Here is a 23,442-nt window from a genome sequence, read left to right on the forward strand (position 1 = left end):
TCGGCTGATCGCGGGTTTTCCCTTAAGTTTCGACGGCTGCCTTTAACTTATCCGCCATGTCCGCTTCCGCTTCTACCCGAGTTCTGCACCGCAATCTGCCGATGTTGCTGCTGCGCGCCAGAGAAAAAATGATGGAGCGTTTCCGCCCATTGATTACCGCGCACGGACTGACCGAACAGCAGTGGCGCGTGATTCGCGCACTCAATGAGCACGGCTCGATGGAGCCGCGCCACATCTCCGAGATCTGCACGATTTCGAGCCCGAGCATGGCCGGCGTGCTCGCGCGCATGGAGAGTATGGAACTGGTGACGAAGGAGCGTTTCGCGGAAGACCAGCGCCGCGTGCTGGTGTCGCTCACCGACACGAGCGTGGAACTGGTGCGCGTGATCTCGAAGGATCTCGAAGCGCACTATCGCGAGCTGGAGCGTAAGGTAGGGCCGGAAATCGTCGAGCGCGTGTATCGCGCGGTCGACGATCTGCTTGCCGGCCTTGAGGAAGAGGATGAGTGAAAGCCGTGGCTCAATCGCCCTTGTCGGGCGCAGCCCGTTTTCGGGGCCGCACGGGTGCGGTTCAGAGTTGTTCGGTCTTTTCTTTACCGGCTCAGGCGGGCAGCAGACTACCGATACTCGTCGATTTCGATAGTGCCGCCAAGCGACTCCATCATTACGCGAATATCGTCAGGGACGTCGGGTACACGATCGCCCGTCTCGTTGTGCCAATAACAGAAGAACCGCATGCGCGCGTCGGTTCTCGCGATGGTCGCGCGCAAGTCGTCCCGAGGCAGTCCAAGCCGCTCGACCAGGTACCTGAGGTGCGGCTCAAGTCGGTTGCTCCTTACTGCTGCTTCACTGCTAACGCTCCAGTAGCCGAAGCGCCATCTGCTTTCGCTGACACGGCCTGACGGCAAGACCTTGAGTTCGCCTTTCACGCCGGAGCGATCTGGCAGCACATTGAAATACGCGGTCCAGAAATCTGGGGGTTCGGCATCCTGATAGATTGAAAAAGACGCGTATGCGAGGGGGGTATCCATTGACATTGTGGCTTGTTCCTTAAGGTGCATAGACATGCATGTTGTCGATTTTTCCGCCGTTGAAATACACGTCTCCGTTGTCATGCCAGATGACGTTGTCGTCTCCACTCGACACTTTCGCCATCCGCCGAAACCGCGTCGTACTCGGGAAACTGCGCACCAGTCGCGCATGCATGATTCGGCAGGATGCGCAATGCGTGAGCGCCACGTCGATACAAGGTAAACTGCTTCGTCCGTAACGAAGTCGACAGCTTGACCCGCTAAAGTGTGCGCTTGAGCGAGGTGGGGCAGGCAATGTCTGCCGTCCATCGAATCCATGTCGCTTCCATTTGAAGAGAAGTCCAATGCCGTTGTCACATGGACCGTCGAGCGGTCCCTCAAGCGGTCCCTCAAGCGGTCCCTCAAGCGGTCCGTCAGGCGCCGCTGACGGGTCGGCCAGCATGTCGCATGATCCCGCCTCTCGTCCAGCTGAAGGCTCGCAACAAAGTGCCCTGAAACAGGGGGTATTTCTGCACACGGGCTGGCGCAGCGCCGGAACGTGGATCTGGTCACGCCTGCGCGCACTCGATTCCGTGACCGGATTCTATGAACCGTTCAGCAACGTGCTCGCCGATCTGAGCCTCGCCGACGTTTCCGCATCGCGTCCTACCTTGACTTCCGGGCATCCGCCGCTCGCCGCGCCGTATTTCGAAGAGTACCGGCCGTTTCTGCAAGAGGGGGCGCGCGGCGTAGCCGGATACAGGAAGCGCTTCGGCACGGATCGCTTCTCACCTGTACCCGACGCGGAATTCCCCGCGCTGCAGGCCTATTTGGCCAACCTGTGCGAGCGCGCCGCCGGGCAAGGCAGCGTACCCGTTTTCAAGTTTTGCCGTTCGTCGGGCCGGCTGCCGTGGCTCAAGCGCGCGTTTCCGCAAGCCATGCATGCAGCCGTGCTGCGAAATCCCGCATCGCAGTTTGCCTCGGGGTGGCTGCTCAATCAGCAATGGAGCAATCCGTTCTTCGTGGCCGCGCCGTTTCGCGTGCTGGGTCTGAATCAGACGGAGCCGCTGGTCCGGCAGGCCATCGAAATCTGCGGCGTGAGCTTGCCGCCTGTTGTGGCGGCTTCGGATGACGCCTACGCCATCGCATGCGAACAATATGCGCGCACGGCGGAAGGCAACAACGCGTATCGGGCGTTCGTCGCGTTGTGGATTCTTTGTGCGTTGCGGATGGCGGACGGCGTCGATCTGATGATCGACGTCGACCGGCTGGGACAGTCGCGTGAGTATGCGGCCGGATTGCGCGCCGGGTTCCAGGCGCAAACCGGTTTGTCGCCTGACTTCAGCGGCGCGCGCGATCTGGTCGAGGAGACGCGTCGCAGCGCGGCGCGCATGGTCGGAATCGATGGCCGCTCGATGCGAGCGGTTCATTCCGCGGCGCTGAAATTCCTCAAGGCGCAGAGCGGAACGGACGCCGCCTTTATCGAACTCATCCGCGAGAAGATGGTGCTCGCCAACGAATTGACCGAGCAATGGCGCTGAATGTTCGATAGGTACGCGGCAGTGCGAATCGTCGCGTACTTGTGCCGGGCGTGATTTCAGTTATCAGCACCTAATGCGGCTCTAACGCTCTAACGGCCGCCGGGACCGCCGTCCGGATTGCGGCGCCATGGCGCGTCGGAGAAGTACTGGTCCGGCTTGAAAAATACCGCGCTGCCCGTTACCGCGACCAGCTTGCCGAGCCTGCCTTCCTCGATCGGTTGCTTCGCTCGGGCCATGATTGGGCTGTGAGCCCGGTGATGACCGACCAGCATTTTCACGCCGGAGCGCTCGACCTCGTCGACGAGCGTCTCCGCTTCCTCAACCGTGGACGCGAGCGGTTTTTCGGGCGGCTACGGCGATCCGGGTCCGGTTCATGGATAAGCTTTCTCCGGTGGCAGAAAGAGCGGGGTTATACGAGCGCTTTCTTGGCCTCAGCCATGGTCTGGGCCCGCTGCAGTTCGTATTCGTGCTTGTCGATCGGAACGGCATTGCGTTCGCCCAGGTCGCTCAGCTTGACGCGGAAGTTCTCGCGTGCGCTCCAGGCCGTTACCGCTGCAACGATCGTGATGGCAAAGGTGATTGCGCCGATGGTGAGCGGAACATCGTGCGATCCGGGCGGCGCCACATAGGCGAACAGCGCCGGCAGCAGCGCGGTAATCGTGGTGCCGATGTTCTGGCCGATCGCCATCGCGGACACGCGTGAGCGGGTCGGGAACAGCTCCGGAAAGAAACTCGGAAAGATGGCGTTATAGCCTTGATAGATGATGCCCCACATAAGGATCGACATGACCATCGCGAGCGGCACGTTCTTGATGCTGATCGCGTAGAGATAGCCGAACGAGAGCAGCCCCGCGCCGAGCGCGCCGACGATGATTGGCAGGCGGCGTCCGATCCGGTCGGACAGATTGCCCACGTAGGGAATCACCAGCACGGCGACGATGTTGCCGATTACCGGAATCCACAGATAGACACTCTTGGAAAAGCCGATGCCGTACGATGGCTGAACCGCATACGCCGCGCCGAAAATGGTGGCGACGACAGGGATCACGTTCATCAGCGAGCAGCCGACCACCCGCAACATATCCCCCCAGTTATAACGGAAGGCTTCGACGATCGGTGACCTGGGTATGGCGCCGCTGGCGTCTTCCTTGGTGAAAGCCGGCGTTTCATGGACCTCGCGGCGAATGATGTAGCCGGCAATCAGCACCACCGAACTCAACAGAAACGGAATCCGCCAGCCCCACGAGTTGAACGCGCTCTCTTCCATGAAGTAGGCGAGTGGCAGGAATACGGCCGCGGCGAGAATCTGCCCCGCTTGCACGCCTTGCAGCGTGAAGCTTGCGTAGTAGCCGCGCCGCCCGAACGGTGCATGTTCGAGAATCATGGAGCTCGCGCCCGAGATTTCGCCGGCCACGGCAAAACCCTGGATCAGGCGGAGAACGACTAGCAGTGCCGGTGCAAGCAGGCCCACCTGGCGGTAGGTGGGCAGAAAGCCGACCGCCATCGTCGAGAGGCCCATCAGGAACATGCATACCAGCAGGACGTTTTTCCGGCCGTGCGTGTCGCCCCAGTGCCCCAGCACGACCGCGCCGATGGGCCGCGCAACATAGCCGACGCCATAGGTCGCGAGCGATGCGACGATGGCGATCTTCGGATTGCCGGATGGAAAGAACAACTGAGGAAAGATAAGGGCCGCTGCCTGCGCGTAGATGAAGAAATCGTAGTATTCGAGCGCCGAGCCGATCCAGCCGCTAGCGGTCGCCTTGCGAGCCTGCGAGCGACGCTCGCGGCCGCCTGCCGATGCGTTCGTTTCCATGTCGTCTCCTGAACAGAAATGTTTTGATCAGCTTCTGTGGCTGCTTCATTTGCGTCTTTAAAGTGAATTTTTGCAAGCCAGGACTTATCGGGAAGCGGCTGTCAATTGCCGTCGGCGGTCCGGTGCGGGTGCCGAAATGCACTGCCGCGTGGATAGATCTGCCAGTGAGACCGGGTTAACCAGTACTTTGGGATCCATGGTATTTCGTCTGATCAGCTTCGCTTGCCTGATCCAAGCGCACTCGTCACGCATGGCGTGGGCGGCATTTGAGCGGAGCCTGGCGTATGGAGGCCACCCGGATAGGGTCACGAATGGATGCCCTTTCCTGAGGTTGCACCGGTCAGACTGACCAGCACAGTTGCCATACGAAAAACAATACAGTGAGGCGCGGTTTTATTGTGCTGTATCGGGAATATGGCCGGCACCGTCGATACAGTTGGCGGGTCCACCCTTGCGGCCTTTCCCGAACACGAGGTAACGAAATGAATGCAGTGAACGAACAAGCGAAGTTGTCGGTGCAGCAGTTGGGCCATTACATCGGCGGCGCGCCGGCAGCGTCGATTAGCGGCCGCTTCAAGGACGTGTTCAATCCCGCCACGGGCAAGGTGACCGGCTCGGTCGCATTGGCGTCGGTTGAGGAAGTGGATGCGGCGGTGCAGGCCGCCAAGGCCGCCTTTCCCGCCTGGAGCGAAACTGCGCCGATCAAGCGCGCCCGCATTCTGTTCAAGTTCAAGGAGTTGCTGAACCAGCATCACGACGAACTCGCCATGCTGATCACGCGTGAACACGGCAAGGTGTTCACGGACGCGCAAGGCGAAGTGGTGCGCGGCATCGAAGTGGTCGAGTTCGCCTGCGGTATTCCGAACCTGCTGAAGACCGATTTCACCGACCAGATCGGCGGTGGCATCGATAACTGGAACCTGCGTCAGGCGCTGGGCGTGGTAGCGGGGATCACGCCGTTCAATTTCCCGGTGATGGTGCCGATGTGGATGTTCCCGGTGGCGCTCGCTTGCGGCAACACGTTCGTGCTGAAGCCGTCGGAGCGTGACCCGTCGGCGTCGTTGCGCATTGCTGAATTGTTGAAGGAAGCCGGTCTGCCGGACGGCGTGTTCAACGTCGTGAACGGCGACAAGGTAGCCGTGGATGCGCTGATCGCGCACCCGGACGTCGCGGCGCTGTCGTTTGTCGGGTCAACGCCGATTGCCGAATACATCTATACGGAAGCGTCGAAGCGCGGCAAGCGTGTGCAGGCGCTCGGCGGCGCGAAGAATCATCTGGTGGTGATGCCGGACGCCGATCTGGACCAGGCGGTCGACGCCTTGATCGGCGCCGCCTACGGTTCTGCAGGTGAGCGCTGCATGGCGATTTCGGTCGCGGTGGCGGTTGGCCATGTCGCCGATGAACTGATCGAGCGCCTCGTGCCGCGCGTGAAGTCGCTGGTGATCAAGAACGGCGAAAACCTCGACGCCGAAATGGGTCCGTTGGTTACCGCCGAACATAAGGCCAAGGTGGCCGGCTATATCGATTCGGGCGTGGCGGAAGGCGCGAAACTGATTGTCGATGGCCGCGCGCATCCGGTTGCGAATGAAGACGGCTTCTTTATCGGCGGGACGCTGTTCGACCAGGTCGGCACGCAGATGAAGATCTACAAGGAAGAGATCTTCGGCCCGGTGCTGGCCGTTGTGCGCGTGCCCGATTTCGCGAGCGCGGTCGAGTTGATCAACGCGCACGAGTTTGGCAACGGTGTGTCGCTCTTCACGTCGGATGGCGGCGTGGCGCGCGCGTTCGGCCGGCAGATCCAGGTGGGCATGGTCGGCATCAATGTACCGATCCCGGTGCCGATGGCATGGCACTCGTTCGGCGGCTGGAAGCGCTCGCTGTTCGGCGACCACCACGCGTATGGTGAAGAGGGCGTGCGTTTCTATACGCGCTACAAGAGCATCATGCAGCGCTGGCCGGATAGCATCGCGAAGGGTGCCGAGTTCACGATGCCGGTCGCCAAGTAAGCAATAAAGCAGCCCTTAAACGCCAGCGGACGAATCTTCTTCCGCTTCGCTCAACACGGCATTCTGCACCGCCGTGGCAGGGCTGACATAAGGCGGCGCCTGGCGCGGGTCGTCGATGCTGTAGCGCAACCGGCCCGCCTCGACATACACGCGCAGCTGCCGATACTTCACCAGATAGATCAAGCCGACGATCGCCGCCGCGAAACCCGATGCAGCGCCGACCCCGAGCGCCCAACGCGGGCCGAAGCGATCCGCGACCCAGCCCACGACCGGCGCGCCGAGCGGCGTGCCGCCAAGCGCGATGGCCAGCAGGATCGCGATCACCCGGCCGCGCATGGCCGGCTCGGTGCTAAGTTGCACGAGGCTGTTCGTCGACGTGGTGAACGTCTGCGTCGACACGCCGATCACGACGAGTGCAAGCCCGAACAGCACATAGTTCGGCATTAGCGCGGCGACCGTGCAGCCCACGCCGAAAATCGCCGCTGCGCCGAGCAGAAGGGCCATGCGAGGTTTCGCTCTGCGTGCGGCGAGCAGCGCACCGGTCACCGAGCCGACCGCCATGGTCGAGCTCAGCACGCCGTATTGACTCGCGCCTGCATGAAAGGCGGTGACCGACATGGTGGAGATGAAGATCGGGAAGTTCAGCCCGAAAGTGCCGATCAGAAACAGCATCAAGAGCGCGGCCTTCAGATCGGGGCGCGTCCACACATACTTGAAGCCTTCCACGAAGCTGCCGCGTGTGCGTATCGCACGCGGTTTCAGATTCAGTTCGCTGAGGCGCAGCATGCGCAGCGAACCGAGCACGGCGACGAAAGAGAGCGCGTTGATCAGAAACACCCAGCCGGTGCCCACGGAGGCGATCAACAGCCCCGCGACCGCGGGCCCGATCATGCGCGCTGCGTTGAACGAGGTGGAGTTCAACGCGACCGCGTTCGACAGATCGGCTTCTCCCACCAGATCGGAGACGAAGGTCTGACGCGCCGGTGAATCGAATGCGGTGACGCAGCCGAGCAAGCCCGCAAACACATAGACCTGCCATAACTGGACGAGGCCGGTAACGGTGAGAAGCCCGAGGCATAAGGCCAGCGTGCCCATTGCCGCCTGGGTGGCGAATAGCAGCTTGCGGCGGTCGAAATGATCGGCCGCATAGCCGGTTAGGGGCAGCAGGAGCATTTGCGGCCCGAACTGCAGCGACATCACAATGCCTACGGACGTTGCATTGTGATGCGTGAGTTCCGTGAGCACGAGCCAGTCCTGCGCCGTGCGCTGCATCCATGTCCCGATGTTGGAGACGATCGCGCCGCTGGCCCAGACCCGGTAGTTGAACGTGCGCAGCGAACGGAAGGTGCCGCTCACCGGGACATCCCCGTGTGAACGATCTGCGCCGTGCAACAGTTTAAACGCGTGGTCATGCGCGCGATGTCTCGAGCAGATCGAGGACGTCCTGTGTCGTGCCGGTTTCGCCGAGGCGCGGGAAGATTCGCGCGACGCTGTTGGTATGAGCGTCGAGGTTCATGTCCGTCATCGCGTCGACTGCGAACGTGACATTGAAGCCGAGTTCGTGGGCGAAACGCGCGGTGGACTCGACGCCGATGCTGGTGGACACGCCGACGAGCACGATCTGCGTGACGCCTTGTTGGCGCAGATACGCTTCGAGATCCGTGTTCGTGAACGCGCCCCAGGTGCGCTTGGTCACCAGATGATCCGACGGCTGCCGATTCAGTTCGGGCACGAGATCCGCAAAGCCTGCGGGGAAATCACCGGTAGGACGCGACTGTTCCGCGCGGCCCGGCGCGCCAGCCGTCACGTTGACGAGCACCACCGGCAGACCGTGGCGGCGAAACGCATCGGCCAGATCAGCGGAGCGCTTGACGATCTCGCCCGTAGCGTGGACGGTGGGCAGCGCGACGATGCCTCGCTGCAAATCGATGACGACCAATGCGGTCTTTGCGTCGAGCGTAGTGAGAGCCATGGTGTTTTCCTGAGCGTTACGAGTCGATGAGGCGTTTGAGCAAGTCGACGCCAATCGCGAGTTGTTTCTGTTCGGCGGCGGAGAAACGGGTCTGGATCGTACGGAATAGCCAGTCTTCGCGTGCCGCACGGCTTGCCTTGATCTTCTTGCGGAAGGCGGGCGTGAGGGAGAGAACGGTTTGCCGCCCGTCGTTAGGGTCTGGAGTACCGCTCACGAGTCCGGCAGCTTTCAGAACTGAAAGCGTTTCGCCCATGGATTGCGGTCGCATACCCTGAAGGCGCGCGAGCGTAGTGACCGTTGCTGGACCTTCGCGTTCCAGCAGGCCGAGCACCTGCACCTGCGACGGTGTGAAATCGCCCACATGCGCTTCTTCGCGCAACCGGCGGCGCAGTTTGCCGACGAGTACGCGCAGGTCTTCCGCCGTGGCGTGCAGGGCGTCCGGGTTGGAAGGGGGGCGGGTGGGCTGAGAGTCGTTGCTGGACATACCGGCAGATGTGAAGGTTACCTTGGTAGGTTACCTTCACATCTGCCGGGAGTCAAGTTGCGGAAGTTGGCAGCGGAATGCGAGGGGGCCGTGCATTCCGTGTCTCGCTTTAGTGATCGAAGGTATCCAGCGGAGAGCCGGACGACATCGGTCCGCTTTTCCGTGATGGACTTTTCCGTAACGGATTGAGGCACTCCTTGGGCCAGCGCACCTGTGGTAAAAATCGCGGCGAACTCGTACAAGCTCAGTGAGCACGCAACCTTCGGTTGACGAAGCGCCACACGGCGCTCACCAGCAGCGATCCTACACCGAGCGAGACACCCAGCAGCACGATCGAACTCATATGATCGCGCACCAGCGGCACGTTGCCGAACAGATAGCCGGCCGCTACCAGCGACACGATCCACAGCGCCGCGCCGGCCGTGACGAACGACACGAAACGTGCAAACGTCATGCGCGAAACGCCGGCAACGAACGGCGCGAAAGTGCGCACGACGGCAATGAACGGCGACAGCAGAAAGGTGAAGCCGCCGCGTGCTTCGTAAAACGCGTGCGCTTTACGCAGTGCATTCTTGTCGAGCCAGCGATAGTCGGCGGTATAGACTTTTTCGCCGATTGCACGGCCGATCGCATAGCAGACAATGCTGCCGGCCACGGTAGCGGCGAATAGCACGGGGATCACGAGCCATACATTCAGCGCGCCGGTGGCGGCGAGACCGCCACAGATGAAAATCAGCGGATCGCCGGGCAAAAAGAATAACGGCAGGAAGCCGATTTCGACGAACACGACTAGAAACAGCATGGCGTAGACGGCGGTGCCGTATTGCACGATCAAACCGCTCAGGTGCTGGTCGAAGTGCAGGGCGACCTGCAGCACATGCATGAGATCCATCTTGGTTCGAAAAGGATTTGGGTGTTCAGGAGTTTAGTCCCGTGGCGGCGCGGACACTTGTTTATTTCAAAGGGGTGATGTCAATATCGGGGCGTGTCTTTCAGAATTGCCTCTAAAAAACCTACGAGACGCTTATGCAACACGCTTCCAACTTCACGTTCCGCCTGGCCGCGCCGCACGATGCGCACACTATCCGTGCGATCGAATTCGAGGCCGGCCAGCGCTTTGCCAGCGTCGGCTTGACAGGTATCGCCGATGCCCCGCCGATGGAACTGGAGCTCGTCAACCGCAAGATCGACGCGCAGCAGATCGTCGTCGCCGTGGATGCCGATGAGACTTGTGTGGGATTCGTGATGTTCGAGCCACAGCCCGCGCATTTCTATGTTCAGGAGCTCGACGTGCTCACTTCACATGCGGGGCGACGTATCGGCGCTGCGCTGATCGAGCAGGTCGCGCAACTCGCGCGCGCGCAACAGATAACGCAGCTCACGTTGTCGACGTTTCGCGAGGTGCCGTGGAACGCACCGTACTATCGGCGGCTCGGCTTTCGCGATATCGAAGAGACCGATCTCGATGTGGTGCTGATCGCGCGGCGCGACGCGCATATCGCGCGCGGCCTCGACGAATCGAAACGGGTGTTCATGCGGCGTGACCTTGAATGACCGCGGGCGTGACCGGATAGTGTTCCGGTCACGCCCGCCGCGTGGTCTCGCAGCGTACTGTGCTGCTTATGTTCCAGCTGGTTTCGACCGCTTATTCGACGGTTTCGAGCGCCGGATAATCCACGTAGCCGGTTTCGCCGCGTGCATAGTACGTTGCCGGATTCGGCTTGTTCAGCGGTGCATTCGTCGCGAAGCGGCGCACCAGATCAGGATTCGCGATGAACAGTTGACCCCATGCCACCGCGTCCGCTTCACCCGCGTCGAGTACGTGCTGCGCGGTTTCCTTGGTGAACTTTTCGTTCGCGATGTACGGGCCGCCGAATGCCTTCTTGAGTTGCGGGCCGAGGCGGTCGTCGCCGAGCGCTTCGCGGGCGGCGATGAACGCAATCTTGCGCTTGCCGAGTTCGCGCGCCACGTAACCGAAGGTAGCCGCCGGATCCGAATCGCCCATGGTGTGCGCATCGCGGCGCGGTGCAAGGTGCACGCCGACACGGTTCGCGCCCCAGACGTCGATACAGGCATCGGTGACTTCGAGCAGCAGGCGAGCACGGTTTTCGATCGAGCCGCCATAAGCGTCGGTACGCTTGTTGGTGCTGTCCTGCAGGAACTGGTCGAGCAGATAGCCGTTCGCGCCGTGCAGTTCCACGCCGTCGAAACCCGCCGCCTTCGCATTTTCGGCGCCCTTGCGGAATGCTTCGACCACCCCGGCGATTTCGTCGAGCTCGAGTGCGCGCGGCGTCACGTACGGACGCTCCGGACGCACCAGGCTCACGTGGCCTCGTGCCGCGATCGCGCTCGGCGCGACCGGCAATTCGCCATTCAGGAACAGCGGGTCCGAAATGCGGCCGACGTGCCACAGCTGCAGGAAGATCTTGCCGCCGGCTGCGTGCACGGCGCTCGTGACGATCTTCCAGCCTTCCACCTGTTCCTGCGACCAGATGCCCGGCGTTTCGGCGTAACCGACACCTTGCGGCGTGACGGCAGTGGCTTCGCTGATGATCAGGCCTGCCGTGGCGCGTTCGGCGTAGTACTTCGCCATCAGCGCGTTCGGCACGCGGATTTCTTCGGCGCGTTGGCGCGTGAGCGGCGCCATGATGATGCGGTTCGGCAACGTAATGTCGCCAATCTGGAGCGGGTCAAAAAGAGTCGGCATATATGAGTTCACCTTGGGTGGGAGGCGCGAGGCCCGAACCTTAAAAAACTGGATGATGAAAGAGCCGCGGCGACGCTGACGACGTATTCAAAGCCCGGTGTTCATGTACTCGAGAAAGGCTTGAATGACGGCCTCATTGCGTTTGAAAAACACCCATTGACCGACCCGCTTCGACGTGACGAGACCCGCGCGTTGCAAGGCGGCGAGGTGCGCCGACACGGTGGACTGCGACAGTCCGCAGCGCGCGTCGATCTTGCCGGCGCACACGCCGTGATCGAGCGTGAATTCCTGGTCTGCGAAATGCGCGCGCGGCTCGCGCAGCCAGCCGAGAATCTCCCGCCGTACAGGATTGGCAAGCGCTTTGTGAATCGCGTCGATATCGAGCGTCATGTGGGGCAGTTTTCAGGTCATCAACTTCAGGTCATCAACAACAGGCAGGCGTAGCGCCGGTTAGCGGCCACGCATCTGCATCGCGACAACGCGAATCATATATCGGATTTTGACGATATGCATGAAACCATTACGGCCTGTGGGGTCGATAGGTACGGGCATACAAAAAGGTCCGCACTTTCGAAAATCAGATTGCAACACACAAAAAAGAACGTATCTTTTGTCTCGCAATATGAAAAAATCGCCTATGTGATTGATTTGTTTCATTTCGGGGTGTCAGTGGGTAATTGACGACGGCGCTCTTTCTGTTTGTCGCTGGCTGTACGGCGCCGATAGCTTTCGACATTCAGCTCGAACAGCACGCGGGTTTCGGCCTGGTCCGTCCTCACATACGACAGATCGTCCAGGATGATCAGGTCGAACCGGTCGAGTTTGGCGAGCGCCGAAGGCAGTTGCAGACTCTGACGTGCGACCTGGAGCTTCTGCACGATTTCGCCGGTGCGGGTGAACAACACACGATAGCCGGCATTCGACCGGGACGCATCTCCTGCAATCGGGCGTTGACCTCAGCGTCATTGCGCTGTGGCTTGGACACGAAAGCCTGGCCACGACTCACATGTACGTCGAGGCCGACTACATGATTATCAACGCCGTAGCAAGGTATGCAAATGCGGACCACTCGCCGCACTGAAATCGCTGGCGAGATCCTCGCGCGGGATGCCTGGCAAAGGCGGCAATCGTACGGCCGAGCGTAAAGCAAACGTGGCGACTTGGTTCAGCGCACGTAGGTGGTAGGGCCGGCGGCGTTGGCGGGCAGGAACACTTCGGAACGGGCACCGTTGCGGTCGATGATGATCGAACGGGGGCGCACTTCAAAGAGTTTGGCGCCTCGCATGATGGTGCTGCCGAGCGACACAGCGTGCGGCGGTTCGCCACCGGCGCTGACGATGGCTGCGGCGCCGTCCCTCAGTGCGAGGATGCCGAACAGGCGCACGTCCTGGTTGGCGCTGCGCTGAAGCTGGCCGCCGAACAGCGTGGCCGCCTGCTCGACCGAAACCGGTGCGCGTACGGCGGCAACCGGCAACGGGCCGCCGGACAGCGACGTGAGCATGACGATCCAGTAAGTGAGCGTCGCACAGAACGCGGCGAAGAGCGCGAGCGACAGAAGGTGGATTGGGATGGCGTTCATGCGAGCATGTCGGGCCCGCCACACGGCCTCACGCTCGGCGTTCGACATTGCATCAGGCTTTCGCGGTCGGCCACGGTCACGTTTTTCCGTGGTGTCGGTTACCTTATAGTTTGCCGGTGGACGCATGATCCATCCTTACCTGGTTAACCTCATCAAATATGAGCAAGCGGCTAGGCTATTCTGCAATGTCTTGCTCAAGTACGATTGTGCGTCGGCTGCCGTCATGGGCTGCTGCAAGTCTTGCCAGATCGTCTTCGCTATAGGTTCCCGGTCGCCCTTGCCGGCAAGGAACCCGTTGCAGCATCCGGCCACACCTGTTCATGCTTCAACACTCATCCATCGGCGCAACCGGAGCGAGCGACAGCGGTAAGGCGTGCTATGCCCGCCAAGTTCGAGTAAAAGATCTAGCGGAGTTGCCTGCGGCGCCACCGCTAGATCAGCTCGCATCCCTCCCGGGCCTCACCAGTCAATCAAGATAGCGGCTTGCTTGCGCCCAAAAGCTTTGCAGGAAGGGTCGCCGCCTGCTTGTCCGCCACGCGGGCACATCCGCCAGCCCGGCTTGTACCCGCGCATCGCCGCGCCGGCTGAACTAACTATTCCGATCGCAGCTTAGCGGCTGAACAGTCACTACCATGACTTGGTTGGCAGGGGGTGCAGGGGTAGCTTGCATTTCTGTGGGCATTGGGGCATAGGATCCCACGGGTGAGACAGGATGTTGAGGGGAGCCAGGAATTTGCCGTACGATTTGTCCGGTTCCTGGCAGGGCACTGCCTGGCAGCTGGTTTCGGCGACGCCAGTCAACGTTACTGTGCCTTTTGCCAGGTCATTGCCAATGGTGGCCGTGCTACCAGCACCGGTAAAGGTGATAGCCGCACCCGCGAGAATGTTGCCCTGGAAGGCAGACGTCGACAGTGTCGCGGCATCGGCGACCCACCAATTCACATTGCACGCCGCCCCACTGTTGATCATGACCACCGAAAAGTTGGTACCGGTAAGGGCGCCGCTGCCAGCGGTGCCGACTTTGAAAATCCAGACCGCGTTCGGGTTGCCCTGTCCGTCGAGCGTCAACGTGGCGCTGGTGAACGTCACGGCTCCGGTGCTGCAGTAGACCCCTGGAGTGAGCGTTTGCGTGGTGCCTGTCAACACTCCGGTGCACGGAATGGCCGCGTAGTTACCATACGCGGTGTTGAAGTCAGATACAACCTGGGCCGGAACCGGCGCGGTGACCGCTCCCGTAATCGTGCACCCAGTCTGTACGACCGAACCCGGAGCACCTGTGGAGCCCACGGCTCCGCTGATCGTGGAGTTGGTGCACGTCACCGCCCCCGCACCGCCAGGCGCTGCACTCAGGACTGCGAAGGCCGATGCTGTACCCAGTCCTGGTACGGTTTGGGCCCGTGCCCACGAAGATATGGAAAGTAACGCGACCAGCGCAACCAGCCACGCGGCGAGATGTTTTTGAAAGTGATTCATAGCGGGTACCTCAAAAGGATTCCGAAACAAATAGAAAAATTACATGCGGGTATGAACCGAGTAGCCAACATTCAATAACACGTAATACACAACTCGACAGCACAGGCTAGCGACGCATGAAGCGTTATTTACTTTCAACGACTTGAAAATGGTTCGAGACCACAGTGACGCACAGCTATCACATGCACCGCTACGGCGCCTCTCCTGCCATTCAATGTTCCAGCCAGTTGAAGGCTGGGGAAATTGCCGAGGAGGTCATGCGCTGTAATGGCGTTTGGGCGATAACTCAAAAAAAACAATCAAAAACTTCCAGACGATTTATTGCGTATAAAACGTGATGGCTTGCGATTCGCAAAAAAGCGTTACGCGTCTTTGCGTGATTGCCATTTCTTACATGCAACCTGCCAATTGCGAAATAACTATAGGATTTTTAAGCCGGAAATTTCGGACATTTTTTGGGGCGTTTTTTAAATATACGTGAAAGTGCATGATCTGGGCGTTGGGTATTCGCCAATAGCATCCGCAAAATCCGCCAATGTAACGCTGTCCGGTGATCAGCCTCGCTCAAGAAACCAGCTGATGGAGGAATCGAGCGCCTCATCGAACCCCACTCGCTCGCAGCCTTCATCGAGCCGGTCCCGATAAATTCTCTGCGCGCCGTGTCCGCACGTGCGACCGAACATTCGCACGATCAGCGGATGAAGCAATGGCTCCCGTGTCGGACAGAACAGGCGATGTACGCTAGCCAGAGCGCGCGCAACCGCATCGGCCACGTAAAACGGCAGGTTCAGGACAATCCCTTTGCCGTTGATGGCATGCCGGAACCGTTCAATCAACTCGGCCCAGGTTCTGCGTTGCACAAAACAGCACTGAACTCTCTGACCGGGTAGAGGCGGATGAGCCGACCTGAACGTACCCGCGGATCGTGTTAGATTGCTCTTACGACGCCTTCACCGGACCTTCGCATCGATACCCGTTCCATACTGGGATGATTCACGCTGAGGCGGCTTTACCGGTCGCCATCGTTCGATCGTTGCCACCGGAGATAAGGAGCAAGGTCGCCGATGCCCTCCATGAGCACGTCGAAATCGCCGGGACGTCGCACTTGAGCTCGCCAGCCGATCGCGAAACGAGCCACGCGTTCAAGGCTCATGTCAGAAGGCAGTGGATCGTGCTTGCCTCGCTGTCTTAACGAAAGATCGACGAATCCGGGGTGCCACATGCAGGGTGTCGCCAAGACGTCAACAAGGTCTCGCGCCGCAAGGTTCGCGAGGCTCGCATCTCTAGCGCTCGCATCGGCTGCGATGATTGCCGCGCCGGGGCATGCTGAGGATACGCCGACACCGGCGAGCCATCCAGCGCCGGCAGATCAGTCCCTCGTCGCGATCGCACAGGTGGCGAGTCTGCCTGTCGAGCGCCAGGTAGCCTGGCTAAGCCGCGCCGCGCAAGGCGGTGAGCTCGAAAGATTGGACGACGCGCAACTGATCGAACTCTTTCGAGCGCTCGCGCCCGAGACGCTGTCTCGCTACGTGGAGACGGGCAGCACACTCTACCGGGAATGCGAGTTCCAGATGTTCAGTCAGCAACGTGTGAAAGGCAAGTGGCAGACGGAGTCTGCTCACATGCTGGTCCGCTATCGTCAGGAGCCGCGGCAAGTCTACGTTAAGTGGCTGGCTGACGGCAGGAATGCCGGGCAGGAAATGATTTATGACGAGAAGAAGGATCCGGACAAGCTTTACGCGCATCCGGGTGGGATCCTGAACCTCGTGTCCTTTTGGGTGCCAATCGATGGCGCTCGCGTCAAGGCGCAATCGAACCATACCGTGCGTGAACTGGGCATAGACTATTTCACGGATCTGTTTCTGGCTGAGCTGAAGAAGTATCGCGCGGCAGGTGTCGAGAAGCCCTCGAAGATCGAGGTGCTGAACGATCATGATGTGCGGGTAGTGGCGTTCACGTGGGAAACACCTACCGGGCGGCCCGACTTCTACGCAAAGAAGGAGCGGCTCGGCCTCGACTTGCGGCAACCCTTTTTTCGCACAAGCGAAGCGTGGGACAACGATGCCGGACTCCTGGAGAAGTTTTCGTTCACGGACGTGACGCCGAAACATTTCGACGACTCGGTATTCGATCCAAAGAATCCGGAGTACAAGTTCTGATCGAACGATTGCGGCGAGCGCCGGCGGTTTGGGGATCGGGCTTGCCATTGAGCCATGGCCGGTGGCCGTTCCAGCGCGCCGCGACGTGCCACCCTGCGCGCGAACTATAATTCGAACGAGGTCCAGGTGAGTTCTACATCCCCGCCCATTCGTCTGGTGCATTCACGCAAATGCCGCTGGTGGCTGATATCGTTAAGAACAATTCTGCGAAAACGGTGCAGTTTCTGGACGGGATGTCGGGGAGCGGGACATGGAAAGCGAGCAACATTCCAGAGAAAATCACCTGCTTTCGGTTCTGCCGGAAGCGGAGCGGGCGCGCGTGGCCCCGCATCTCGTAGCGGTCGAGATGCCACTGGGGCAGGTCGTGTACGAGTCAGGCGATCGCCTCGACTACGTGTATTTTCCGACAACGTCCATCGTATCGCTGCTCTATGTGATGGAGGACGGCGCGTCCGCCGAGATTGCGATAGTGGGCAACGAAGGGATCATCGGTATTGCGCTCTTCATGGGCGGTGAAACCACGCCAAACCGGGCAGTCGTGCAAAGCGCAGGCCAGGCGTATCGACTGGATGCACGCATCCTGAAAGAGGAATTCCATCGCGCTGGTCCGGTGCAGCGGTTATTGCTGCGCTATACCCAGGCATTGATCACCCAGATGGCCCAGACCGCCGTCTGCAACCGGCATCATTCGATCGACCAGCAATTGTGCCGCTGGCTGCTGCTCAGCATGGACCGCCTGCCGTCAAACGAGTTGAAGATGACACAGGAACTGATCGCCAACATGCTTGGCGTACGCAGATCCGGCGTGACGGAGGCGGCGCTGAAACTGCAGGGCGCGGGACTGATTCGCTACGCTCATGGCCACATCGAGGTTCTGGATCGACCGGGGCTCGAAATGCGCGTGTGCGAATGCTACAGCGTGGTGAAACGGGAGTTCGACCGGCTGCTGCCTGATCTGAAGGCGATATAAAACACGTATCTTTCCTGCGCGGACGGGCAGCGCAGGGCTACCGCAACACCCGCTGTAGCATTCCCGGCGAATACGGCTGGCGCGCTTTACCAGGGCGGCCACGCAATTGAACCCTGGCGTGAAAGGGGGAAATTTTTCGTCCGCGCCCGGACCGCTGCTGAACAGAATGCCGCACTTTGGCTGGCGTGTTGCAGACGGTCATGTGGATCGCGCCGAGCGATTTCGTGGCCGGTCAAAGTGCAGTCGGACTGACAGCCCGGGAATGCCCCCAGCGCGGCCGCATCCGGCACGCGGCAGTCGCGAACTCCGGGCGTAAAAAAGGAATCCCGATGTCCACCACCGTACCGACTGCGTGGCAAATCGATGCCAGCCTCACACTACAGGGCGGGTCTTTTCCGGGTTGTGCGGATGCCGGTCAGCATCACATTTAATTTGCGAAGATACCTCGCGAAAGGCCTGAAGATTCCGGGCACGTGGCGAGAGAGCGGCGACGGGCTCGTCGTAACACGGAGTCGGAAAGGAGAAGTTCCATGTTGGGAACAATATTGATAGTTTTGCTGGTGCTGGTGTTGATCGGTGCGATACCGACCTGGCCGCACAGCCGTTCGTGGGGCTATATGCCAAGCGGCGTGCTGGGTGTGCTGCTGGTCGTCGTTCTCATATTGCTGCTTCTGGGCAGAATATAAGATAAGAGCGCAAAAATTCGTGTCTGGATGATCCGCTCACGGGCAGTCGTTGTCGAACCGTGCCATCAGAGAACGAGTGGCCTGCACGCGTCGACAGGTTCAGTCATCGGTCATTTTCAAGGAGCAATGTCATGAACAAGGCCAGGGAGTCCCTGAAGGCATTACCAGAGTTCAGGTACGCGCCTGAGTAACGGCTGCCACCGGTTTTGATGCGACGGCGCGGGCGGCTTTCGCCGGCGCTCCGGACAGCCAGACGCATTGACGCGCGAAAACCGCGAAAGAAGAGGGCGATGTCGTGCGAATCGACATCATCCCGTCGAGCGAGGTCAAGGCCCGGCGCTATGCAACGTTGTTCGCTACGGCAAGTCCCACCACCGCGTCGGTTCTTTAGCAGTAATGCGGCATCGTCCCGGTACGAGGGCGCTAACTGGGCTCTGACTTCAGGTCCGCTAGCGAAGGTCTGAGACGAACGGGTACGGTGCCATACCGCGAGCCAGGCGGGGCAACATGGATTCGACGTGAAGCCGCACACCTGGAGACATCCGCGGCTCGTGTGAAAAGGTTGGCTCGCCTCACACCCTGTACGGTAGCGTGCAGACGTGCAAAACCGGTCAGCACACACTTGTGGCGGACCATAAAACAGCCCCCAAGGACCACGATGCTCCACCATCAATTCGAAGAAGACCTGACGCACCTCGAACGGATCATTCCGCTTCTTATCCCGGGAAGTCCACTTGGGCTATCGTACTGGCGGCGTCGCATTACGTCGCTATCGACGCATCAGCGTCTGGTGCCCGATGGACGGACCCGGGTGTCCCGACTGCTCAGGTTGTTCGATAAAATCGAACGCACATCGACATGACGTTGCCCCGCCACTTCGTATTTTCCAGCATGATCGATGTCGCATTCGCACCGCAGGTCTTTCCATTGAGGCGAGCGAAGAACGCAATGCCGCGATGGAAACCGAGGGTATGAGGGGACCGAAGCGTTGAACGCCAGACACGCTACGTCATGCTGGTCAAGATCGTTAGCAGGGGTAGCGAGACGGGCATCAATGCATTCATCAGGCCGCGCGTCAAAAAACGAGGCTCTACATGTCAGCTCATCCAGTATCTTTCCGGTGGTCCGTTGGCACGCCCGACGCGCGCCACGTAGACGTGAACGATGAAATGATGGAATGCTCGCAGCAACGAGCCTCCATCGCTTTTTCCAGTCATTCTCCTCCGGCCGCCCATCGTTTCGACGCGCTTCGACGCAAGGACGAAATTCTTGCGATGGTGGCGCACGAGCTTCGTGGACCGTTGACGCCGATGCAACTGGCCGTCCACCTCATTCGCAGGGCGTCGGCGGATCGTCCGGAGGTGTTACGGTCGATCGACATGCTCGACCGGCAGATCACACAGATTAGCCGGCTTGCTGAGGACTTGATGGATGCCACGCGGATCGACCGTGGCGCGCTCCGTGTGAGCAAGGCCCTCATCGAAGTCGTTGCGGTTCTGGCCGGCCCGCTCACCGCAGCCGCACTGGCTGCAGCCCAACGCGGCCAGACGCTCACCGTGCAGATTGCCGACAGGGCATTACGCATTGAAGGCGATCCTGTGCGTCTCGCACAGGCCGTCGATAACCTCCTGCGTAACGCGGTGAAATACACGCCGGAAAATGGTTGCATCGCCGTGAACGTGCTCGCGGACGGGAAGGACCTCGTCGTATCCGTGAAGGACAATGGCCTGGGCATATCGGGCGCGCTCCTGCCACATATCTTTGACCTCTTCGCTCAGTCCAGCAGAACGATTGCGGCGAGTGCCGGCGGTCTTGGGGTGGGTCTTGCCGTGGTGAAGGCGGTCGCCGAATCGCATGGCGGAACGGTGTCGGCGACCAGTGCCGGCCCCGGTACGGGCAGCGAATTCACGCTCAGGCTGCCGATCGTGCTGGAACGGCGCATGGCTGGTGAGCCGGCGTGACGGCGGGCATGTGCGACCCGCCTTATTTCAGGTTGCTGAGCTTCGCGAGGGCAAGCGTTTTGACCGAATGCCAGGCCGTGTCTTCAGAATCGAAAAAAGTGTCGAGCGTAGTAGTGGGTTCGTTGCCTTTCGGGGCGCCCTTGGCAACGATCCAGAGCGTCGCCACCCAGCCGTCGGCAATGTGATCCTTGACGGTCATATGGGCGTCGTGCGTGTCGCTTGAGATGATTTTGTCTGCCATAACGCAGTGCTCCTGGTTAGACGACGGCTACATCCGGTCCGATCGCTGCCGGATACAGTCGCTTTTCATCAATGAACGGCGGGGCCGCTACATTCCGAACTTGTGCTCCGAAATGTATCTGTCGCCGTATGCAAGCGCGGCCGCATGGCCTTCCTCGCAGGTTGCGAAAATGCCGACGGCATAGTGCTGGTCGGCCGAAGGAAGGCAGCCTTCCACCGCATGGCGAAGATGGAAATCAAATTTGCCATCTTGCAGTTCCAGACACTCCGGTGTGAATGTATGGATACGGGCTTGATACAGTTTCTGAATATTTTGTCTCATGATCTACTCCTGCCTGCAGTGCGTTTCCATGCATGCGTTTTCCGTTGTCTCAACGAAGCGATCGCGGCATCGCGCAAGATCGTCTAACCGCGCTGAGAACGGTCATCGATCCCGGAGTGCGCGGATTGGGCGAGAACGGCGGCCTGCGCGAGGCATCACTCCGCGGCAACGCGCTCGTCCTCATTGGCATCCGACCAATACCCGTGCTTACCGTAAAAGCGGTGCAGCACGACTTCGTAATGCCGGTCGATCGGCATCGAGTCGTCATACGCGGGGCTGTTCTGGATCACGCCGCGAGTGAGTGTCGTCGACACTGCAGACTCGAACCAGTCGACTCCGTCTATCCAGTGAATCGCGATCAGCACGGCTTTTCCGCCGGGCCACCAGTTGTGTGTGTCCACCACCAGATAACGAATTGCCCAGTCGGTGTCGTCGTAGATGAGGTCCGACACATGGCCGATGCCGCCGTCGGCTGTCTTGAGGTGGTAGCCCTTGACCTCGTCGGTACTGCGCAGATGAACGTCCGGGGGCGGCTGGTCTGTGTGCAACGTCGGCTGTGACGGCGTATCGAGCAGCGCGTCCGGCGGGACGCCGGTCGGATCGTAGGCAGGGTAGGCGCCCATGCCCCACAGGTTCGGGCCGCCCCAATACGTCGGATAGCTGTAGTAACGCAGGTATTCGATCTCGTGCTGCCGCGATACGGGCTTGTGCGTGTCGAGAACCGGGCTGTCCCTGACTTGCTGCCGGGAAAGGCTGACGTGCACGACACTCGACCCAGGGTCCGTGTGCTTGACCGAATACGGCGACACCAGCACTTGGCGATCGTTGAGCCAGTTGCCCGTTTCGACCACCAGATAGCGGACGCCCCAGGATTCGTCATCGAAATAGGCCTGGCTGACCGAGCCTATGTCGCCGTCGGATGCGTGAACGGTGCTTCCGCGCAAGTCTCTTATGCTTCGTAACATGATTTCTCCGCAACATGAAAAGTCTGGGCTCGCGTCAAGCGGCGAGTCCCAGAGTCCATCTTTTTAAAGCGACGTGAGCCGGGTAACTTTCGTGCCTTCCAGCGACGCGCCGGCCATCAAGCCACTATTGGTCAGAACGAACGCGTCGACCTGTCCGGTAGCGGTGCTGGTGTCGAGATTGCCGTTCACGCCCACTTTCAGCACGGCTACTGACGCATCGCCGCCAGCTGACCAGCCGTCTCTGCTGCGGAAGCGGTTGAGCGACTCGTCGGTCATGAACAGGATGACGATAGAGGTCACGCTACACTGAGGCGCGCGAGAATGCGGTACGACAACGTACAGTCGCGTGTCTTTGTTCGACCGCACACTCGATGCCGATCGTCGGCCCTGCGAAAATTCAACTCGCGGGGCTTTCCAGCAAGGCCCGGCAATGCCGCGCGATTTGACGCTCTTCCTCCGTATGCATCACGCGGACCTTGGCTATGTGATGTCCTGGCGACAGACCGAGGAAGTCGAGTTCCATACAGATCCTGTCGCGTATCTCAGGGCTGTGCTCGCCGATTCCGCCCGTGAAAACCAGCAAGTCGATTCCGCCCAGAAGGGCCGCGTAGGCGCCGATCGACTTTCGCACGGCCGTCGCAAACACCTCCACGGCGAGCGCCGAGTCGCTATCGCCATCGGCGCTTCGTCTGAGCAGCGCCTGCATGTCGCTTTCGCCTCCAGCAAATCCCGCGAGACCGCTTGCGCGGTTCAGCAGAGTCTCCAGTCCGTCTGCATCGAGTCCCTCGACGCGCATCAGATAAAGCAGCACGCCTGGGTCCAGGTCGCCGCTGCGCGTGCCCATCGGTATCCCACCTGTCGGCGTAAGACCCATCGACGTATCGACGGACTTCCCATCGCGCAACGCGCAGAGGCTCGAACCATTGCCCAGGTGAGCAAACACCGTTCGAGCCGGCAAGTCGGCACCGAGTCTGTGCACGAGCGATTCGTACGATAGCCCGTGAAACCCATAGCGGATTACGCCCGCATCCGCATAACGGCGCGGCAGCGGAAGATGCGCCGCGCGCGGCGGCAGCGTGCAATGAAAGGCCGTGTCGAAGCAGACGAAATGCTGCGCGTCGCCGAAGATGGCCGATGCTTCGTCGATCAGCGTCAGCGCCGGCGGAATATGCAACGGCGCAAAGTGCACCGCTTCCTGCAACTGCCGCTTCACCTCAGCGGTCAAGCGCCGATGGGTCCGCACATTCGGGCCGCCATGCACCACCCGATGCCCCACTGCCACGGGCCGTCCATAGCCATGCTCGTCGAGCACCGACGCGAGCTTTTGCAAGGCGTCGGTTTGCGATTCCATCACGGGCGACATCTGTACGTCGACGTTGCCGTCGCGGGACTTCATTTGCAGGCTACCGCCCGCGCGGCCGATGCCGTCCGCGCTGCCCTCCAGTAGCGGCGCCTCGTCGTCCGCAGCGACGCTGAACAGACCAAACTTGAGCGACGACGAGCCGCTGTTCAGCACGAGAATATCGCCTGCTTCCGGGTCTGTTCGTGTCAT

23 protein-coding genes and 4 pseudogenes are annotated in these 23,442 nt (G+C 60.5%); 10 read left to right on the plus strand and 17 right to left on the minus strand.

Annotation, left to right across the window (positions count from 1 at the left end):
* The first annotated feature begins 101 nt into the window (after positions 1 to 101).
* Positions 102 to 509 carry a homoprotocatechuate degradation operon regulator HpaR gene (gene hpaR, locus AYM40_RS23810; RefSeq protein WP_063498687.1) on the plus strand — a complete coding sequence of 136 codons (408 nt, stop codon included), beginning with the start codon at positions 102 to 104 and terminating at the stop codon, positions 507 to 509.
* 107 nt (positions 510 to 616) lie between these two features.
* Here hpaR and AYM40_RS23815 read toward each other — a convergent pair whose 3' ends face one another.
* The gene (locus tag AYM40_RS23815) at positions 617 to 1,030 is read right to left on the minus strand and encodes a DUF4279 domain-containing protein (RefSeq protein WP_236721066.1); all 414 of its coding nucleotides are present in this window, start codon (positions 1,028 to 1,030) and stop codon (positions 617 to 619) included.
* Positions 1,031 to 1,470: 440 nt separating this feature from the next.
* On the opposite strand from AYM40_RS23815, the gene AYM40_RS23820 reads away from it, so the two are divergent.
* On the plus strand, positions 1,471 to 2,550 hold the full coding sequence (locus tag AYM40_RS23820; protein ID WP_063498689.1) for a hypothetical protein: 1,080 nt from the start codon (positions 1,471 to 1,473) through the stop codon (positions 2,548 to 2,550).
* A gap of 101 nt (positions 2,551 to 2,651) precedes the next feature.
* On the opposite strand, the pseudogene AYM40_RS23825 reads toward AYM40_RS23820, so the two are convergent.
* Together AYM40_RS23825 and AYM40_RS23830 are read right to left on the minus strand one after the other, a co-directional pair.
* Positions 2,652 to 2,894 (minus strand): annotated as a pseudogene (locus AYM40_RS23825) (gfo/Idh/MocA family oxidoreductase); the annotation flags it as partial.
* Between the two features lie 65 nt (positions 2,895 to 2,959).
* On the minus strand, positions 2,960 to 4,366 hold the full coding sequence (locus AYM40_RS23830) for an MFS transporter (RefSeq protein WP_063498691.1): 1,407 nt from the start codon (positions 4,364 to 4,366) through the stop codon (positions 2,960 to 2,962).
* A gap of 482 nt (positions 4,367 to 4,848) precedes the next feature.
* On the opposite strand from AYM40_RS23830, the gene AYM40_RS23835 reads away from it, so the two are divergent.
* Complete coding sequence (locus AYM40_RS23835) at positions 4,849 to 6,372, plus strand: CoA-acylating methylmalonate-semialdehyde dehydrogenase (protein WP_063498692.1); 1,524 nt, start codon at positions 4,849 to 4,851, stop codon at positions 6,370 to 6,372.
* A gap of 15 nt (positions 6,373 to 6,387) precedes the next feature.
* Here AYM40_RS23835 and AYM40_RS23840 read toward each other — a convergent pair whose 3' ends face one another.
* From AYM40_RS23840 to AYM40_RS23855, 4 genes are all read right to left on the minus strand, one after another.
* Positions 6,388 to 7,728: an MFS transporter gene (locus AYM40_RS23840; protein ID WP_063498693.1), complete on the minus strand. Its 1,341-nt coding sequence runs from the start codon at positions 7,726 to 7,728 to the stop codon at positions 6,388 to 6,390.
* Positions 7,729 to 7,780: 52 nt separating this feature from the next.
* Positions 7,781 to 8,344, minus strand: coding sequence for an isochorismatase family protein (locus AYM40_RS23845; protein WP_063498694.1), 564 nt, complete (start codon positions 8,342 to 8,344; stop codon positions 7,781 to 7,783).
* Positions 8,345 to 8,360: 16 nt separating this feature from the next.
* A complete protein-coding gene (locus AYM40_RS23850) occupies positions 8,361 to 8,828 on the minus strand; it encodes a MarR family winged helix-turn-helix transcriptional regulator (protein ID WP_063498695.1) in 468 nt (155 codons plus the stop codon).
* Positions 8,829 to 9,072: 244 nt separating this feature from the next.
* The gene (locus AYM40_RS23855; RefSeq protein WP_063498696.1) at positions 9,073 to 9,720 is read right to left on the minus strand and encodes a VTT domain-containing protein; all 648 of its coding nucleotides are present in this window, start codon (positions 9,718 to 9,720) and stop codon (positions 9,073 to 9,075) included.
* A 134-nt stretch (positions 9,721 to 9,854) separates the two neighbouring features.
* Between AYM40_RS23855 and AYM40_RS23860 the strand changes: the two genes are divergently transcribed.
* Positions 9,855 to 10,382: a GNAT family N-acetyltransferase gene (locus AYM40_RS23860; RefSeq protein ID WP_063498697.1), complete on the plus strand. Its 528-nt coding sequence runs from the start codon at positions 9,855 to 9,857 to the stop codon at positions 10,380 to 10,382.
* A 91-nt stretch (positions 10,383 to 10,473) separates the two neighbouring features.
* Here the strand turns inward: AYM40_RS23860 and AYM40_RS23865 are convergent, their stop codons facing one another.
* The 3 genes and pseudogenes from AYM40_RS23865 to AYM40_RS23875 form a co-directional block, all read right to left on the minus strand.
* Positions 10,474 to 11,535 carry an alkene reductase gene (locus AYM40_RS23865; RefSeq protein ID WP_063498698.1) on the minus strand — a complete coding sequence of 354 codons (1,062 nt, stop codon included), beginning with the start codon at positions 11,533 to 11,535 and terminating at the stop codon, positions 10,474 to 10,476.
* An 87-nt stretch (positions 11,536 to 11,622) separates the two neighbouring features.
* Positions 11,623 to 11,925: an ArsR/SmtB family transcription factor gene (locus AYM40_RS23870; RefSeq protein WP_063498699.1), complete on the minus strand. Its 303-nt coding sequence runs from the start codon at positions 11,923 to 11,925 to the stop codon at positions 11,623 to 11,625.
* 263 nt (positions 11,926 to 12,188) lie between these two features.
* Positions 12,189 to 12,455 (minus strand): annotated as a pseudogene (locus tag AYM40_RS23875) (ATP-binding protein); the annotation flags it as partial.
* Here AYM40_RS23875 and AYM40_RS43790 point away from each other — a divergent pair.
* Positions 12,440 to 12,616 (plus strand): annotated as a pseudogene (locus AYM40_RS43790) (tyrosine-type recombinase/integrase); the annotation flags it as partial. The pseudogenes AYM40_RS23875 and AYM40_RS43790 overlap by 16 nt on opposite strands.
* Positions 12,617 to 12,700: 84 nt before the next feature.
* Here AYM40_RS43790 and AYM40_RS23880 read toward each other — a convergent pair.
* Positions 12,701 to 13,114 carry a type II secretion system protein N gene (locus AYM40_RS23880; RefSeq protein ID WP_063500652.1) on the minus strand — a complete coding sequence of 138 codons (414 nt, stop codon included), beginning with the start codon at positions 13,112 to 13,114 and terminating at the stop codon, positions 12,701 to 12,703.
* 627 nt (positions 13,115 to 13,741) lie between these two features.
* Positions 13,742 to 14,587: an ice-binding family protein gene (locus AYM40_RS23885; RefSeq protein ID WP_063498701.1), complete on the minus strand. Its 846-nt coding sequence runs from the start codon at positions 14,585 to 14,587 to the stop codon at positions 13,742 to 13,744.
* 698 nt (positions 14,588 to 15,285) lie between these two features.
* Between AYM40_RS23885 and AYM40_RS40570 the strand changes: the two genes are divergently transcribed.
* The 5 genes from AYM40_RS40570 to AYM40_RS23910 all read left to right on the plus strand — a co-directional run bounded on the left by AYM40_RS40570 (position 15,286) and on the right by AYM40_RS23910 (position 20,363).
* Positions 15,286 to 15,477 (plus strand): hypothetical protein, encoded by a 192-nt coding sequence (locus tag AYM40_RS40570; protein ID WP_148662289.1) that lies wholly within the window; start codon positions 15,286 to 15,288, stop codon positions 15,475 to 15,477.
* A gap of 414 nt (positions 15,478 to 15,891) precedes the next feature.
* Positions 15,892 to 16,746, plus strand: a complete 855-nt coding sequence (locus tag AYM40_RS23900) for a DUF1571 domain-containing protein (RefSeq protein ID WP_236721067.1) — start codon at positions 15,892 to 15,894, stop codon at positions 16,744 to 16,746.
* Positions 16,747 to 16,996: 250 nt separating this feature from the next.
* Positions 16,997 to 17,716, plus strand: coding sequence for a Crp/Fnr family transcriptional regulator (locus AYM40_RS23905; protein ID WP_063498705.1), 720 nt, complete (start codon positions 16,997 to 16,999; stop codon positions 17,714 to 17,716).
* Positions 17,717 to 18,246: 530 nt separating this feature from the next.
* Entirely contained in the window at positions 18,247 to 18,402 is a 156-nt protein-coding gene (locus tag AYM40_RS38935; protein ID WP_082855267.1) for a DUF3309 family protein, read from the plus strand.
* A 1,094-nt stretch (positions 18,403 to 19,496) separates the two neighbouring features.
* Positions 19,497 to 20,363: a sensor histidine kinase gene (locus tag AYM40_RS23910; protein ID WP_082855269.1), complete on the plus strand. Its 867-nt coding sequence runs from the start codon at positions 19,497 to 19,499 to the stop codon at positions 20,361 to 20,363.
* Between the two features lie 22 nt (positions 20,364 to 20,385).
* On the opposite strand, the gene AYM40_RS23915 is transcribed toward AYM40_RS23910, so the two are convergent.
* The 5 genes and pseudogenes from AYM40_RS23915 to AYM40_RS23935 all read right to left on the minus strand — a co-directional run bounded on the left by AYM40_RS23915 (position 20,386) and on the right by AYM40_RS23935 (position 23,442).
* Positions 20,386 to 20,604, minus strand: coding sequence for a hypothetical protein (locus AYM40_RS23915; protein ID WP_063498707.1), 219 nt, complete (start codon positions 20,602 to 20,604; stop codon positions 20,386 to 20,388).
* An 87-nt stretch (positions 20,605 to 20,691) separates the two neighbouring features.
* Complete coding sequence (locus AYM40_RS23920) at positions 20,692 to 20,925, minus strand: hypothetical protein (RefSeq protein WP_063498708.1); 234 nt, start codon at positions 20,923 to 20,925, stop codon at positions 20,692 to 20,694.
* A gap of 155 nt (positions 20,926 to 21,080) precedes the next feature.
* On the minus strand, positions 21,081 to 21,890 hold the full coding sequence (locus tag AYM40_RS23925; RefSeq protein ID WP_063498709.1) for a PRC-barrel domain-containing protein: 810 nt from the start codon (positions 21,888 to 21,890) through the stop codon (positions 21,081 to 21,083).
* A gap of 63 nt (positions 21,891 to 21,953) precedes the next feature.
* A pseudogene (locus AYM40_RS23930) lies at positions 21,954 to 22,184 on the minus strand (YSC84-related protein); the annotation flags it as partial.
* A 103-nt stretch (positions 22,185 to 22,287) separates the two neighbouring features.
* A complete protein-coding gene (locus AYM40_RS23935; RefSeq protein WP_063498710.1) occupies positions 22,288 to 23,442 on the minus strand; it encodes an acetate/propionate family kinase in 1,155 nt (384 codons plus the stop codon).

The organism is Paraburkholderia phytofirmans OLGA172 (genome assembly GCF_001634365.1).
Taxonomy (GTDB): Bacteria; Pseudomonadota; Gammaproteobacteria; order Burkholderiales; family Burkholderiaceae; genus Paraburkholderia.

Excerpts from the sequence above, each read along its gene's own strand:
- AYM40_RS23865 (WP_063498698.1), bottom strand. The coding sequence starts at position 11,535 with ATGCCGACTCTTTTTGACCCGCTCCAGATTGGCGACATTACGTTGCCG.
- AYM40_RS40570 (WP_148662289.1), top strand. The coding sequence starts at position 15,286 with ATGAAGCAATGGCTCCCGTGTCGGACAGAACAGGCGATGTACGCTAGC.
- AYM40_RS23910 (WP_082855269.1), top strand. The coding sequence starts at position 19,497 with ATGTCAGCTCATCCAGTATCTTTCCGGTGGTCCGTTGGCACGCCCGAC.
- AYM40_RS23860 (WP_063498697.1), top strand. The coding sequence starts at position 9,855 with ATGCAACACGCTTCCAACTTCACGTTCCGCCTGGCCGCGCCGCACGAT.
- AYM40_RS23925 (WP_063498709.1), bottom strand. The coding sequence starts at position 21,890 with ATGTTACGAAGCATAAGAGACTTGCGCGGAAGCACCGTTCACGCATCC.
- AYM40_RS23830 (WP_063498691.1), bottom strand. The coding sequence starts at position 4,366 with ATGGAAACGAACGCATCGGCAGGCGGCCGCGAGCGTCGCTCGCAGGCT.
- AYM40_RS38935 (WP_082855267.1), top strand. The coding sequence starts at position 18,247 with ATGTTGGGAACAATATTGATAGTTTTGCTGGTGCTGGTGTTGATCGGT.
- AYM40_RS23905 (WP_063498705.1), top strand. The coding sequence starts at position 16,997 with ATGGAAAGCGAGCAACATTCCAGAGAAAATCACCTGCTTTCGGTTCTG.
- hpaR (WP_063498687.1), top strand. The coding sequence starts at position 102 with ATGTTGCTGCTGCGCGCCAGAGAAAAAATGATGGAGCGTTTCCGCCCA.
- AYM40_RS23885 (WP_063498701.1), bottom strand. The coding sequence starts at position 14,587 with ATGAATCACTTTCAAAAACATCTCGCCGCGTGGCTGGTTGCGCTGGTC.
- AYM40_RS23920 (WP_063498708.1), bottom strand. The coding sequence starts at position 20,925 with ATGAGACAAAATATTCAGAAACTGTATCAAGCCCGTATCCATACATTC.
- AYM40_RS23850 (WP_063498695.1), bottom strand. The coding sequence starts at position 8,828 with ATGTCCAGCAACGACTCTCAGCCCACCCGCCCCCCTTCCAACCCGGAC.
- AYM40_RS23880 (WP_063500652.1), bottom strand. The coding sequence starts at position 13,114 with ATGAACGCCATCCCAATCCACCTTCTGTCGCTCGCGCTCTTCGCCGCG.
- AYM40_RS23935 (WP_063498710.1), bottom strand. The coding sequence starts at position 23,442 with ATGACACGAACAGACCCGGAAGCAGGCGATATTCTCGTGCTGAACAGC.
- AYM40_RS23845 (WP_063498694.1), bottom strand. The coding sequence starts at position 8,344 with ATGGCTCTCACTACGCTCGACGCAAAGACCGCATTGGTCGTCATCGAT.
- AYM40_RS23815 (WP_236721066.1), bottom strand. The coding sequence starts at position 1,030 with ATGGATACCCCCCTCGCATACGCGTCTTTTTCAATCTATCAGGATGCC.
- AYM40_RS23870 (WP_063498699.1), bottom strand. The coding sequence starts at position 11,925 with ATGACGCTCGATATCGACGCGATTCACAAAGCGCTTGCCAATCCTGTA.
- AYM40_RS23900 (WP_236721067.1), top strand. The coding sequence starts at position 15,892 with ATGATTGCCGCGCCGGGGCATGCTGAGGATACGCCGACACCGGCGAGC.
- AYM40_RS23820 (WP_063498689.1), top strand. The coding sequence starts at position 1,471 with ATGTCGCATGATCCCGCCTCTCGTCCAGCTGAAGGCTCGCAACAAAGT.
- AYM40_RS23855 (WP_063498696.1), bottom strand. The coding sequence starts at position 9,720 with ATGGATCTCATGCATGTGCTGCAGGTCGCCCTGCACTTCGACCAGCAC.
- AYM40_RS23915 (WP_063498707.1), bottom strand. The coding sequence starts at position 20,604 with ATGGCAGACAAAATCATCTCAAGCGACACGCACGACGCCCATATGACC.
- AYM40_RS23835 (WP_063498692.1), top strand. The coding sequence starts at position 4,849 with ATGAATGCAGTGAACGAACAAGCGAAGTTGTCGGTGCAGCAGTTGGGC.